General features: G+C 64.6%; 11 protein-coding genes. 8 read left to right on the top strand and 3 right to left on the bottom strand.

Annotation, left to right across the window (positions count from 1 at the left end):
• The first annotated feature begins 5 nt into the window (after nt 1–5).
• From CCOS864_RS26910 to CCOS864_RS26885, 6 genes are all read left to right on the top strand, one after another.
• Nucleotides 6–875 (top strand): LysR family transcriptional regulator, encoded by an 870-nt coding sequence (locus CCOS864_RS26910; protein ID WP_045201837.1) that lies wholly within the window; start codon nt 6–8, stop codon nt 873–875.
• A 206-nt stretch (nt 876–1081) separates the two neighbouring features.
• On the top strand, nt 1082–2146 hold the full coding sequence (locus CCOS864_RS26905) for a putative 2-aminoethylphosphonate ABC transporter ATP-binding protein (protein WP_115089437.1): 1065 nt from the start codon (nt 1082–1084) through the stop codon (nt 2144–2146).
• A gap of 1 nt (nt 2147) precedes the next feature.
• Nucleotides 2148–3872, top strand: coding sequence for a putative 2-aminoethylphosphonate ABC transporter permease subunit (locus CCOS864_RS26900; protein ID WP_115089436.1), 1725 nt, complete (start codon nt 2148–2150; stop codon nt 3870–3872).
• Nucleotides 3873–3911: 39 nt separating this feature from the next.
• On the top strand, nt 3912–4937 hold the full coding sequence (locus tag CCOS864_RS26895) for a putative 2-aminoethylphosphonate ABC transporter substrate-binding protein (RefSeq protein WP_115089435.1): 1026 nt from the start codon (nt 3912–3914) through the stop codon (nt 4935–4937).
• Between the two features lie 119 nt (nt 4938–5056).
• On the top strand, nt 5057–6184 hold the full coding sequence (locus tag CCOS864_RS26890; protein ID WP_115089434.1) for a TIGR03364 family FAD-dependent oxidoreductase: 1128 nt from the start codon (nt 5057–5059) through the stop codon (nt 6182–6184).
• Nucleotides 6185–6186: 2 nt separating this feature from the next.
• Nucleotides 6187–6774, top strand: coding sequence for a phosphonate degradation HD-domain oxygenase (locus CCOS864_RS26885; protein WP_115089433.1), 588 nt, complete (start codon nt 6187–6189; stop codon nt 6772–6774).
• Between the two features lie 4 nt (nt 6775–6778).
• On the opposite strand, the gene CCOS864_RS26880 is transcribed toward CCOS864_RS26885, so the two are convergent.
• Complete coding sequence (locus tag CCOS864_RS26880) at nt 6779–8143, bottom strand: GTPase/DUF3482 domain-containing protein (protein WP_115089432.1); 1365 nt, start codon at nt 8141–8143, stop codon at nt 6779–6781.
• The gene (locus CCOS864_RS26875; RefSeq protein ID WP_115089431.1) at nt 8136–9527 is read right to left on the bottom strand and encodes a DUF2868 domain-containing protein; all 1392 of its coding nucleotides are present in this window, start codon (nt 9525–9527) and stop codon (nt 8136–8138) included. The genes CCOS864_RS26880 and CCOS864_RS26875 overlap by 8 nt, the downstream gene beginning before the upstream one ends.
• 63 nt (nt 9528–9590) lie before the next feature.
• Here CCOS864_RS26875 and CCOS864_RS26870 point away from each other — a divergent pair, with 63 nt between their 5' ends.
• Nucleotides 9591–10109: a dihydrofolate reductase gene (locus CCOS864_RS26870; RefSeq protein ID WP_115089430.1), complete on the top strand. Its 519-nt coding sequence runs from the start codon at nt 9591–9593 to the stop codon at nt 10107–10109.
• A gap of 101 nt (nt 10110–10210) precedes the next feature.
• Here CCOS864_RS26870 and CCOS864_RS26865 read toward each other — a convergent pair whose 3' ends face one another.
• Nucleotides 10211–11602, bottom strand: coding sequence for an L-cystine transporter (locus tag CCOS864_RS26865; protein ID WP_115089429.1), 1392 nt, complete (start codon nt 11600–11602; stop codon nt 10211–10213).
• Between the two features lie 240 nt (nt 11603–11842).
• Between CCOS864_RS26865 and CCOS864_RS26860 the strand changes: the two genes are divergently transcribed.
• Complete coding sequence (locus tag CCOS864_RS26860) at nt 11843–12898, top strand: HAD family hydrolase (protein ID WP_115089428.1); 1056 nt, start codon at nt 11843–11845, stop codon at nt 12896–12898.
• Nucleotides 12899–12973: the final 75 nt, after the last annotated feature.

The raw sequence follows: 12973 nt of genomic DNA, 5'->3' as shown, positions 1-12973 counted from the left end.
GATGTATGTTGAGTTCCGAGTTGAAGGCCTTCTACATGGTTGCCCGCCTGGGCAGTATTACCCTGGCGGCGAAGAAACTCGGGCTCAGCCAGCCGACGGTGACCACGCAGATCCGCAACCTGGAAAGCCAGTACGCGGTCGAGCTGTTCTACCGCGGCGGTCGCCGTCTGACCCTCAGTGACGACGGCACGCGGCTGCTGCCGATGGTCAAGGCCCTGCTGCAGCAGGAAGCCGATATCGAGTTCTTTCTGCGTAACAGCGGCCAGGGCCAGGGCAGTTTGCGCATCGCCGCCACGGCGCCGTATTACATCCTCGACCTGGTGAAGATCTTCCGCGAGCGCCTGCCGCAGGTGGAGGTGTCGGTGGAGATCGGCAACTCCCAGCAGGTGCTGGAGTTGCTCGAAGACTATCGGGTGGACCTGGCTGCGTCTTCGCAACTGGTCGAGGATGCGCGCCTGGTGCGGCGGGTGCTGGGCACCGATCCGCTGGTGGTGGCGGTGCATCGCAACCATGTGCTGGCCAGCCGTGAATCGTTGCCGCTGTCGGCGCTGGCCGGGCACTGCCTGCTGGTGCGTGAGCAGGGCTCGACCACGCGCAAGCTGACCGAACAGATGCTGGAAGCGGCGGGGGTGAAGGTCGGGTCGCTGCTGGAGATTGGCAGCCGCGAGTCGATTCGCGAAGCGGTACTGCGCAATATCGGCATCAGCATCATTGCCCGCCATGAAGTACCGCATAACCCCGAGCTGCGGGTACTGAGCCTGGAGGGGGCGCCGCTGATGCATGAATACCTGTATTGCCTGAAGGAGCGGCGCCAGGCGCGGTTGCCGGCGGCGTTCCTGGGCCTGGCTCAGGAAGTGGCGGCGGTAGAGATATAGATAATCGCTGGCAAGCCAGCTCCCACAGGGTACTGCATGTACTGGACCTGTGGGAGCTGGCTTGCCAGCGATGCAAGGCGCAGCCTTGCCAACCGAGATCACACCAAAATCTGCCTATACCACTATCGGCAACTTTTGCCTCTGCGCCACAGAACCTTCGCATTGCCCGCCTAGCATGGCCCTCATTCGTTCGATGAGGTCCTGCCATGAACACTGCGGTCGCAAACCCAGGCGCACAGATGAAGGTGCGCGGTATCCACAAGCGTTTCGGCGCCTTTACCGCCCTGCACGATGTTTCCCTCGACGTCGCTGCCGGTGAACTGGTGTGCCTGCTTGGCCCCTCCGGCTGCGGCAAGACCACCCTGTTGCGTTGCATCGCCGGCCTCGAGCGCCAGGACCGCGGCACCCTGTACATCGGCGACCGCGACATCTCCGAGCTGCCACCTCAAGCCCGCGATTACGGCATTCTGTTCCAGTCTTACGCGCTGTTCCCCAACCTCACCGTCGAAGCCAACATCGCCTACGGCCTGGCCGGCAGCGGTCGCGACGAAGTGCGCCAGCGGGTGGCGCAGATGCTCGAGCTGGTGGGCCTGAGCGGCAGCGAGAAGAAGTATCCCGGCCAGCTTTCCGGCGGCCAGCAACAGCGGGTGGCGTTGGCTCGCGCCCTGGCGCCAGCGCCTTCGTTGCTGCTGCTCGATGAGCCGATGTCGGCCCTCGACGCGCGGGTTCGCGAGCACCTGTGCAGCGAACTACGCCAGCTGCAACGCCAGCTCGGCATCACCACCCTGATGGTCACCCACAACCAGGACGAGGCCATGCTCATGGCCGACCGCATTGCGGTGATGAACAACGGCCAGGTCGAGCAGTACGCCACCCCGCAGGAAATCTACGACAAGCCGGCCACGCCGTTCGTTGCCGAGTTCGTTGGCCAGGGCAACTGGCTGCCGTTCCAGCGTCACAGCGACAGCCATGCCCAAGTCGGTACGTTGAACATGCGCCTGGCCGACGGGGCCAACCAGGCCAGCAGCGGCCGCCTGTTCTGCCGCCCCGAGGCGATCAGCGTCAACCCGCCGGTGCATGAAGAAAACCTGTTCCCGGCGCGGGTGCGCGAGATCACCTTCCTCGGTAATCGCTGCCGCATGAGTTTTGAGCTCACCGAACTGCCGGGCCATGCCCTGCTTGCCGAAGTCGCCCCCGAGTCGATGCCGCGGCTGGGCTCCCAGGATATCTGGGTCGCCTTGCCGCCGCGCAGTCTGCAGGTGTTTGCCTGAGATGGCCGCGCCAATCGCCATGCCGATCGCACACGCGAAGGCAGCACAGCGCGCCGGTGTATCGCTGGGGGATCGACTGTTCGTGGTCGGCGGCAAGTGGTTGCTGCTGCTTCTGCTCACTGTCGCGGTCCTGATGCCACTGCTGGCGATCTTCTGGCGCGGTTTCAGCAGTGATGCCGGCCAGGGCGGTGGCCTGGTTGCCGCCCGCGAATTGTTTGCCAGTGCCAACTTCCACTGGTTGCTGGGCAACAGCCTGAAAGTCTCGCTCAGCGTTGCAGCCATTGTGGTGCCGCTGGCCTACCTGTTCGCCTACGCCCTGCAGCGCACGCTGATCCCGGCCAAAGGCCTGTGGCGCGGCATCTCATTGCTGCCGTTGCTGGCGCCATCGATGCTGCCGGCCATTGCCCTGGTCTACCTGTTCGGCAATCAGGGCCTGCTGCGCGGGCTGCTCAGCGACAATATCTACGGCTTCTGGGGCATTGTCCTTGGTGAGGCCATCTACACCTTCCCGCATGCGCTGATGATCCTGCTGTCGGCGCTGTCGCTGGCCGATGCGCGTCTGTTCGATGCCGCCTCGAGCATGGGCGCCGGGCCTTGGCGCGCGTTTCACAGCATCACCTGGCCGGCGACCCGGCAGGCGGTGTTCGCCGCCTTCTGCCTGGTGTTCACCCTGACCATCACCGACTTCGGTGTGCCGGTGGTGGTTGGTGGCGATTATCAGGTGCTGGCGCTGGAAGCCTACAAGGCGGTGGTCGGCCAGCAGCAGTTCGGCCGTGGTGCCTTGATCGGCATGGTCCTGTTGGTGCCGGCACTGCTCAGCTTTGCCGTCGATGCCTGGCTGCGCCGGCGCCAGGGCGATTCGATGAGCGGCCGTGCGCAAGTGTTCCAGCCACAGCCTTCGCGGCGTCGCGATGCCTGCTTCATGGCCGTGGTGATGCTGATTTGCGCAGTGCTGTTGCTGGTGGTGGGCATGGCGGTGTACTCCTCCCTGGTCAAGTTCTGGCCCTACAACCTGTCGCTGTCGCTCAAGCACTACCAGTTCGACGAAACCGCCGGTGGCGGCTGGCTGGCCTACCGCAACAGCCTGACCATGGCCCTGGGTACGGCGCTGATCGGCAGCGCGGTGATTTTCACCGGCGCCTACCTGATGGAAAAAACCAAGGGCCAGCGCGGCTTGAACCTGCTGCTGCGCTTGCTCAGCTTCGTGCCGATGGCGGTGCCGGGCTTGGTGCTGGGCCTGGGCTATGTGTTCTTCTTCAACCTCGCCAGCAACCCCCTGCATGTGTTCTACGGCAGCATGGCGCTGCTGGTGGTGTGCACCATCGCCCACTACCTGACCACCGCCAACATGACCGCGACCACCGCCCTGCGCCAGCTCGATGGCGAGTTCGAGGCCGCCGCGCTGTCGCTCAAGGCGCCGCTGTACCGGCATTTTCTGCGGGTCACCGTGCCGATCTGCCTGCCGGCATTGCTCGACATCATCCGCTACCTGTTCGTCTCGGCAATGACCACGGTGTCGGCGGCGATCTTCCTCTACAGCCCCGACACCATCCTTGCCGCGGTCGCCGTGTTGAACATGGACGACGCCGGCAACGTTGGCGGCGCCGCGGCGATGTCGACCCTGATTCTGCTCACCAGCGCCACTGTTTCGCTGCTCCTGGCCTGGGCCTCGCGCGGCCTGTTGCAACGCTCCCAAGCCTGGCGCCAGCGCGCGCCGGGTCACTGATTGCCTCTCCCAACCTGTACCGTTCAAAGGAACCGCATCATGTTCAAGCCACTTGCTCTTGCCGCTGCCGTCCTCACTGCGTTCAGCGTGCAGGCCTACGCCGCCGACACCCAGCTGACGGTCTACACCGCGCTCGAAGCCGAACAGCTCAAGAGCTACAAGCAGGCCTTCGAGAAGGCCAACCCGGACATCGAAATCAAATGGGTGCGGGATTCCACCGGCATCATCACCGCCAAGCTGCTGGCCGAAAAAGACCGCCCGCAAGCCGATGCCGTGTGGGGCCTGGCCGCGTCGAGCCTGGCGATCCTCGACCAGCAGGGCATGCTGCAAAGCTATGCACCGAAAGACCTCGGCAAGATCGGCGCCAACTACCGCGATGCCGCCAACCCGCCAGCCTGGGTGGGCATGGACGTCTGGGCCGCGACTATCTGCTTCAACACCATCGAAGCCGAGAAGCAGGGCTTGAGCAAACCGGTGAGCTGGCAGGACCTGACCAAGCCCGAGTACAAGGGCAAGATCGTCATGCCCAACCCGGCGTCCTCCGGCACCGGCTTCCTCGATGTCAGCGCCTGGCTGCAGACCTTCGGCGAGAAGCAGGGCTGGGCGTACATGGATGGCCTGCACCAGAACATCGGCCAGTACGTTCACTCCGGCTCCAAGCCCTGCAAGCTGGCGGCGGCGGGTGAGTTCCCGATCGGTATCTCCTTCGAATACCCGGCCGTGCAGCTCAAGCGCCAGGGTGCGCCGCTGGACATCGTCCTGCCGAAAGAGGGCCTGGGCTGGGAGATCGAAGCCACCGCAGTGATCAAGGGCAGCCAGCATGAAGACGCGGCCAAGCGCCTGGCCGACTTTTCGGCAAGCCCGGCGGCCATGGAGCTGTACAAGGAAAACTTCGCCGTGCTGGCCCAGCCGGGCATCGCCAAGCCGCAGACCGAACTGCCGGCTGACTATGAACAGCGCCTGATCAAGAACGACTTCGCCTGGGCTTCGCAGAACCGCGACAGCATCCTCGCCGAGTGGCGCAAGCGCTATGACGGCAAGTCGGAGAAGGTGGCGCAGCAGTAATACCGGGTTGGCTTCATCGCCGGCAAGTCCGGCTCCCACAGGTCCTCTGTGTTGCAGATATCTCTGTGGGAGCTGGCCTTGCCAGCGATGGGGCCACTGAATTTTCCAAGGAACCTCAGATGACCGATCTACTCATCGTCGGCGCCGGCATCCTCGGCCTGTCCCACGCCTACGCCGCCGCCCGGCGCGGGCTCAAGGTGCGGGTCTTCGAGCGCAGCGCCACGCCCCTGGGCGCCTCGGTGCGCAACTTTGGCCAGGCCCTGGTCACCGGCCAACCGCCCGGCCAGATGCTCGAGCTGGCCAAGGCCAGCAGCGGCATCTGGAAGCACTGGGCGCATCAGGCCGGCTTCGAGCTCAAGGCCAATGGCTCGCTGCTGTTTGCCCGTACCGCGCTGGAACTGGAACTGCTCGAAGCCTTCTGCGCCGAGCGTGCGCCACAACATGACTACCAGGTGCAACTGCTCAGCGGCGCCGCCCTGAACGACCTGTACGGCGGCCAGTTTCGCCACCACCGCGCCGCCTTGCGCGGGCTGCAAGACCAGCAGCTGTATTCACGCGAAGCCTTGCCGAGCCTGATCCGCTTCCTGCAGCAGGAGCTGGATGTACAGTTTCATTTCTCTACCCTGGTGCGCGGTATCGAACCGGGGCGGGTGTCGACCACGGCGGGAGATTTCAACGCCAAACAGGTTGTGGTCTGCTCCGGCCACGACTACCAGACCTTGCTCGCCGAACCCATCGCCGCCCTGCAACCGCAGGTCTGTCGCCTGCAGATGCTGCGCACCCGGCCGCGTTTCAAACTCGACCTGCAGCACGCATTGCTGACCGGCCTGAGCTGCGTGCACTACGGCGCCTTCGCCGACCTGCCGCAGGCCCAGGCGCTGAAAGCGCAACTGCAGGCCAACAGCCCGCACCTGCTGGAGCACGGCATCCACCTGCTGATCAGCCCGACGCCCCATGGCGAGCTGATCATTGGCGACTCCCATGCCTATGGCAGCGATGCTTCACCGTTCAACGCCGAGCAGGTCGACAACTGGATGATCGAGCTGGCCGAGCAGACGCTCGGCGGGCGCATTGAGGTGGTCGAACGCTGGCAGGGCGTCTATGGTTCTGGCGGGCCGGGGCCGTTTTCCTTGCTGCAGGTCGTGCCGGGTGTCAGCGCCGCGCTGATGCACAGCGGCGTCGGCATGAGCGTCGGCCCGGCCCTGGCCGAGCAACATATCGCCCGCTTGCTGGAGGAGAGCGACTGACCATGCCTAGCGCCGAACAGATAGTCAGCGAAGTCTTCGCCTTGTATCAGCAGCATGGCCATGAGGACTATATCGGCGAGCCGGTTTCGCAACTGGAGCACATGTCCCAGGCGGCGCAACTGGCATTGGCCGAGGGCTATGACGATGAAGTGGTGCTGGCGGCGTTCTTCCATGACATCGGCCATATCTGTGGCGGCGCCGAAGGCGACATGGGCGGTTACGGCGCGGTCAGCCACGAGCGGGTAGGCGCCAACTACCTGCGCCGCTGCGGCTTCAGCGAGCGTTTGGCCAGGCTGGTGGAGTACCACGTCGAGGCCAAGCGCTACCTGACCTTGCGCCAGCCGGGCTATTACCAGCGCTTGAGTGAGGCCAGCCGGCGCACCCTGGAGTATCAGGGTGGAGTGATGATCGAGGCCGAGGCCGATGCTTTCGAGCAGGATCCACTGTGTGCGGTGAGCTTGCGCATGCGTCAGTGGGACGAACTGGCCAAGGAGATGGATGTGCCGGTGATTGATCTGCAGCTGCTCAAGGGCAAGGCGTTGGAGCTACTGATCGCGGGGCAAGCCCGCTCCCGCATTGCCCCGCGATAGCGCCCTAAAGCTCTAGCAGCAGAGCATCGATCTGCTCCTGACGCTCCGCCTGATTGACCCTCGCCCCCGGATTGAGCGACGACCACTGCGGATGCGCCCGCGCCTTGCTCAGCGCTTCCGGCAATTTGCCTTCGCGCCAGGTCTGCTCCTGTGGTGTTGCCAGCTTGATCCGCTCCATCGCCGCATGGCCACGGGCGTCCAGGGCATGAATCAACTGGTGCTGACGCAGCGCCAACAAGCGCAACACGCTGTCATCCACCGTCAGTTCACGCTGGCCCTTGAGCTTGCCGAGCAGGCGCGAGCCATAGCTGCGGGCAGTCTGCAGGGCGCCACCGGCAATCGCCCCGGCCAGCGCCGCAGCACCGAGGGTCAGGCCGCCGACCAGCAAATCGACCCCGGCCCCGGCCGCCGCACCGGCCGCCACGCCGCTGCCCAGGCGCACACCGAGCAGCTTGAGGGTTTCCGGGTTGAACAGGTCATCGCCCCAGCGCCCGTCGAGCAAGGGCAGGTCGCTGCTGGCAGCGTCTTCCTTGCGAAAGGCATAGAGCTTGAGCAGTGCTTCGACGCAGCGTTGCTCGCGCTGGCGCACATCGCGGCGCAGGGTTTCGATGGCCACGGCTTCGGCGCCAGGTTCGGCGACCACGCTGCGCCGGCAGGCGGCGCAGTCGAGCAGCAGATCGGCGACCAGGCGCTTGGCGCTTTCACGTCGGGCCTGGCGCTGGGCCTGCTGATCGTCGATCAGGCGTTGCAGTGCGCTGCGGGAGTGCTCCAGCATCAAGGCCAGGCTTTCGTATAGGCGGCGCTCGCCGTCTTCCGGCGGGGCGACGCTGTCGAAGCGCACCAGCGCATGCAGACCCAGACGCGCCAGGGCTTCGCGCCAATCAGCTTCACGATGGTCGCTGCTGGCGACGAAATTGAGCACCGGCAACAGCGGCTTGCCGCACCCGGCCAGCACTTCCAGCTCGTCGCGGTATTTGGCCAGCACCGGCTCGCGGGCATCAATCACATACAGACCGGCATCGCTGGCCAGCAACTGGCGCAGCACCTTGGCCTCTTGTTCAAAACGCTGGCGTGCTTCGCTGCCCTGCAGAAAGCGCTCCAGCCGCGCCGGGCCGTCGAGGCGCTCGCCCGGACGCTCCAGGCGTTCAAGGTAATCGAGCAGGGCGATGGCATCTTCCAGCCCCGGCGTATCGTAGAGCTCCAGCAGCGGCTCGCCGTCTACCGACAGGCGTGCGCCTTCGACATGACGGGTGGTGCTCGGGCGATGGGAGACTTCGCCGAAGCCGACATCGCGGGTCAGCGTACGCAACAGCGAGGTCTTGCCGACGTTGGTGTGGCCGACCACGGCCAGTTTCAGCGGCTTAGTCATGGCCATGCTCCAGCCAGTTCAGCGGGGCGGTGTCGGCATAGTTCAAGCCGAGTTGCTCCAGGGCCTGGTGCCAGTCGCCCAGGCGGTCAGCGTCCAGCGCCTGGCCGGGCATCGCCTGCAGCAGCCAGATGCGCGTGGCCCCGGCATTACGCGCCAGCTCGGCGAGCAGCGCCAGGCTGCCGCGGTCGGGCGAGCGGCGCGGGTCGCAGGCAATCGCCAGGCGCGCCGGAGGAAAGCGGCTGAGCTGTTCGAGCAGCTTGTTGCGCGACTCGCGGCTGTCGAGGATGCCGGCGTTGCTTACCGCTGCTGGCAGGGCGGGTGGCCATGGGCGTTTGTCGTCCAGTTCCAGGCCGACCAGCAGGGCGCCATTGCTGTGTTCTTCGCCGACGCCACGGACAATCTGCGGCAGGGCATCAGGCGCGGCATCGTTGACGCCCAGGCGTTCGCTGCTGGGCATCAGGGCATCACGCAATTGACTGTAGCCGGGCAGGTTGAGGTCCAGTTGCAAGCGCGCCCGGCCACTGCGCCAGCGCCACAGGCACAAGGCGGCAAGCAGCAGGCGCGGGACGATGCCATACACCAGCAGTACCCCGAGCAACCAGCCGGCCCAGGCCTGGCGGGCCAGTTCCAGTGCCGGTTGAGTGTCGCCGCTGGCGCGGATCATGGCCACGTCCGGCACACTGAAGCCGAGCAACGCCGGCAGGGCACCCAGGGCCTGGGTCAAGGCCACGAAGGTGTCGGCGCCAAGAATGGTGGTTTCCCAGACAAAGCCATAACGCCGGGTCGCCAGCAGGACCAACAGCATCACCAGCGCCGTGCCCAGGGCCACCAGCCACAGGCTGTGCACCAGCAGGCCGAGCAGCCAGCGGTTGAGTTTTTGCCGTTGCAGCATCACCAGCAGAGCGGGAGCCAGGTGCGCGGCCTGGGCATCGCGGGCGAATTTCTCGCTGAGCCACAGCCACAGACGGCCAAGGCTGGCACCCTGTTCGCCGGCCAGGAAAAACCCCAGCAGCCAGCTCAGCAACAGCAGCAAGTTGAGCCCGAGCAGGCTGCCCAGGGCCCAGAACACGTTTACCGGGCGCTGGCTGTCGCCCAGGGCCGCCAGGGCCAGGCCGGCGCCGCTGAGCACGGCCAGTACCACCAGGGCCGCCAGTGCCAGGCGTGCGCCTTGTTTCCAGTGCTGCAGGGCGCTGCGCATGCCGTCGCGTTCGGCCAGCCACAGGGCGCGGCTTTCGATGCGCGCCGGCAGATCGCCGCCCGATTGGCGGGCGCGGCGGTTGGCTTCCTGGTCTTCCAAGGGGCCTGCATGTTCTTCGCGCAGGCGCACGGCTTCGGTGAGCCAGCGTTTGTCCAGGTCAGTCAGTGCAGTCACGCGGTCTTCCATTGATCAAGTCAGCCCAAAGCATAACCCAGGCATCGAAGATCGGGCTTTGCTATCCTCGCCGGCATGAAAACATCACTCCCCCTCAGCCTGATCGCGGCCCTCGCCGAGAACCGCGTGATCGGCATCGACAACAGCATGCCCTGGCACCTGCCGGGGGATTTCAAGTATTTCAAGGCCACCACCCTGGGCAAGCCGATCATCATGGGCCGCAAGACCTGGGATTCGCTTGGCCGCCCGCTGCCGGGGCGCTTGAACCTGGTGGTCAGCCGCCAGTCGGGTCTGCAGCTCGAAGGCGCCGAGGTGTTCGCCTCGCTCGATGAAGCCATGGTGCGTGCCGAGCAATGGGCGCTGGAGCAGGGCGTCGATGAGCTGATGCTGATCGGCGGCGCGCAGTTGTACACCCAGGCAATCGAGCGCGGCCTGGCGGATCGGCTGTACCTGACGCGGGTAGAGCTGAGCCCGGAAGGGGATGCGTGGTTTCCGCAGTTTGATCAGGCGCAGTGGACGTTGGCGTCGAGCCAGCCGAATGCGGCTGACGGCGACAAGCCGGCGTATCACTTCGAGGTCTGGGAAAAGGCCTGAAAAGCATCGCCGGCAACGCCGGCTCCCACAGTGTCTGGCATATGCACTAACTGTGGGAGCCGGCGTTGCCGGCGATGAGGCCCTTCAGGGCGACGCAGGACTCAGGAGTGCGTCAGCTGCGCATGCTCCTGCGCATCCAGCAGCGACTTGTCGGTCTGCTTGAGCATCTGGCTGGTAATCGCCCCGGCAGTCATCGAACCGTTCACGTTCAACGCCGTACGGCCCATGTCGATCAATGGCTCGACCGAGATCAGCAAGGCCACCAGCTCGACCGGCAAGCCCATGGCTGGCAGCACGATCAGTGCCGCGAAGGTCGCACCACCACCCACGCCCGCGACACCCGCCGAACTCAAGGTGACGATCGCCACCAGGGTGGCAATCCACAGCGGGTCAAATGGATCGATGCCCACCGCTGGCGCCACCATCACTGCCAACATCGCCGGGTACAAACCGGCGCAGCCGTTCTGGCCGATGGTCGCTCCGAACGATGCCGCGAAGCTTGCGATCGACTGCGGAATACCCAGGCGCAGGGTTTGCGCCTCGATGCTCAGCGGGATGCTCGCGGCGCTGGAGCGGCTGGTGAAGGCGAAGGTCAGTACCGGCCAGACCTTGCGGAAGAAGCGCAGCGGGTTCACGCCGCTCAGTGCCAGCAGCACGCCGTGCACCACGAACATCAGGCCCAGGCCGATGTACGAGACCACCACGAAGCTGCCGAGCTTGAGGATGTCGTCCAGGTTCGAGCTGGCCACCACCTTGGTCATCAACGCCAGCACGCCGTACGGGGTGAGCTTCATCACCAGGCGCACCAGGCGCATCACCCAGGCTTGCAGGGTGTCGATGGCGGCCAGGGCGCGGTTGCCCTTTTCGGCGTCATCCTTGAGCAGTTGCAGGGCGGCCATGCCGAGGAACACGGCAAAGATCACCACGCTGATGATCGAGGTCGGCTTGGCCCGGGCCAGGTCGCCTACCGGGTTGCTGGGGATGAACGACAGCAGCAGCTGCGGGATGTTCAGGTCGGTGACCTTGCCCACGTAATCGCTCTGGATCGCCGCCATGCGTGCGGTTTCGGCGGTGCCGGCCACCAGGCCTTCGGCGGTCAGGCCGAACAGGTTGGTCAGCACGATGCCGATCAGCGCGGCGATGGCCGTGGTGAACAGCAGGGTGCCGATGGTCAGGAAGCTGATCTTGCCCAGCGACGAAGCGTTGTGCAGGCGTGCCACGGCGCTGAGGATCGAGGCGAAGATCAGCGGCATGACGATCATCTGCAGCAACTGCACATAACCGTTGCCGACCAGGTCGAGCCAGCTGATGGTGGCCTTGAGGATCGGGTTGCCGGCGCCATAAATGGCATGCAGGGCAGCGCCGAACAACACGCCGAGGACCAGGCCGACCAGGACCTTCTTGGCCAGGCTCCAGTTGCCATGACGGGTTTGCGCCAGGCCTAGCAGCAAGGCCAGGAACGCCAGCAGATTGAGAGACAACGGCAGATTCATTGAAGCTCCAGGAAAAAAGGCGGGGCATCGCCTCTGTGTGCGATTGCGAACAGAAATGCTAACAGCATGAAAACGAACGAATTTATATCGAAATGGAATTTCGATAGTCGTTTTTGGAATAACGCCGCGTCGCAAACAGAATGCTTGTGGCCGCTCAGGGGCGTGCCGGTGTCGCTGTCGGGTCGGTGTGCATTACAGGCTTTGCTAGCGTGGGCGGGCCACTTTTCTGGAGAAATGCACATGACGTCTGCTCCGAAAATCCTCGCCGCCGGCCTGGCCCTGTTGCTGGCCGGGCACAGCTGGGCCACTGAACTCAAGCACTGGCCGGCCGAGGCTGCCAAACAACTGGACACAATGATTGCCGCCAATGCCAACCAGGGTAACTACGCGGTTTTCGACATGGACAACACCAGCTACCGCTTCGACCTCGAGGAATCGTTGCTGCCGTTCATGGAGAACAAGGGCCTGCTCAGCCGCGACAAGCTCGATCCGTCGCTCAAGCTCATCCCCTTCAAAGACACCGCCGAGCACAAGGAGAGCCTGTTCAGTTACTACTACCGGCTCTGCGAAATCGACGACATGGTCTGTTATCCCTGGGTCGCCCAGGTGTTTGCTGGCTTCACCCTCAAGGAGCTCAAGGGCTATGTCGACGAGCTGATGGCCTCGGGCAAGCCGGTGCCGAGCACTTACTACGAGGGTGATCAGGTCAAGCGCATCGACGTGCAGCCGCCGAAAGTGTTCGCAGGCCAAGCCGAGCTGTTCAACAAGCTGATGGCGAACGGCATCGAGGTCTACGTGATCAGCGCCGCCTCCGAAGAGCTGGTGCGCATGGTCGCCGCCGATCCCAAGTACGGCTACAACGTCAAACCGCAGAACGTGATCGGCGTCAGCCTGCTGCTCAAGGACCGCAGCAGCGGCGCCCTGACCACCGCGCGCAAGCAGATCAGTGCCGGCAGCTACGACCCGCAAGCCAACATGGGCCTGGAACTGACCCCGTACCTGTGGACCCCGGCGACCTGGATGGCCGGCAAGCAAGCCGCGATCCTCACCTATATCGATGAATGGAAAAAGCCTGTGCTGGTCGGTGGCGATACCCCAACCAGTGATGGCTACATGCAGTTCCATAGCGTCGACGTGGCCAAGGGCGGCATCCACCTGTGGATAAATCGCAAGGCCAAGTACATGGACCAGATCAACGGCATGATCGCCAAGCATGCAGCGGCGCAGGCCAAAGAGGGGTTGCCGGTGACGGCCGATAAGAACTGGGTGATCGTTACGCCGGAGCAGATTCAGTAAGCAAAATAGATATCAATTGCGAATTCATCTCATCTTCTGCTAGCGTGCGCTCACCTTGAGGTCCACCGCCAGGAA

Source organism: Pseudomonas wadenswilerensis (genome assembly GCF_900497695.1).
Lineage (GTDB): Bacteria > Pseudomonadota > Gammaproteobacteria > Pseudomonadales > Pseudomonadaceae > Aquipseudomonas > Aquipseudomonas wadenswilerensis.
Note: the sequence above shows the minus strand (reverse complement) of the source record. Positions and strands in the feature narration are given on the sequence as shown.

Bases quoted from the DNA above. Each gene is read 5' to 3' on its own strand.
- CCOS864_RS26890 (WP_115089434.1), top strand. From the start codon at position 5,057: ATGACCGATCTACTCATCGTCGGCGCCGGCATCCTCGGCCTGTCCCAC.
- CCOS864_RS26880 (WP_115089432.1), bottom strand. From the start codon at position 8,143: ATGACTAAGCCGCTGAAACTGGCCGTGGTCGGCCACACCAACGTCGGC.
- CCOS864_RS26865 (WP_115089429.1), bottom strand. From the start codon at position 11,602: ATGAATCTGCCGTTGTCTCTCAATCTGCTGGCGTTCCTGGCCTTGCTG.
- CCOS864_RS26900 (WP_115089436.1), top strand. From the start codon at position 2,148: ATGGCCGCGCCAATCGCCATGCCGATCGCACACGCGAAGGCAGCACAG.
- CCOS864_RS26905 (WP_115089437.1), top strand. From the start codon at position 1,082: ATGAACACTGCGGTCGCAAACCCAGGCGCACAGATGAAGGTGCGCGGT.
- CCOS864_RS26860 (WP_115089428.1), top strand. From the start codon at position 11,843: ATGACGTCTGCTCCGAAAATCCTCGCCGCCGGCCTGGCCCTGTTGCTG.
- CCOS864_RS26875 (WP_115089431.1), bottom strand. From the start codon at position 9,527: ATGGAAGACCGCGTGACTGCACTGACTGACCTGGACAAACGCTGGCTC.
- CCOS864_RS26895 (WP_115089435.1), top strand. From the start codon at position 3,912: ATGTTCAAGCCACTTGCTCTTGCCGCTGCCGTCCTCACTGCGTTCAGC.
- CCOS864_RS26910 (WP_045201837.1), top strand. From the start codon at position 6: ATGTTGAGTTCCGAGTTGAAGGCCTTCTACATGGTTGCCCGCCTGGGC.
- CCOS864_RS26885 (WP_115089433.1), top strand. From the start codon at position 6,187: ATGCCTAGCGCCGAACAGATAGTCAGCGAAGTCTTCGCCTTGTATCAG.
- CCOS864_RS26870 (WP_115089430.1), top strand. From the start codon at position 9,591: ATGAAAACATCACTCCCCCTCAGCCTGATCGCGGCCCTCGCCGAGAAC.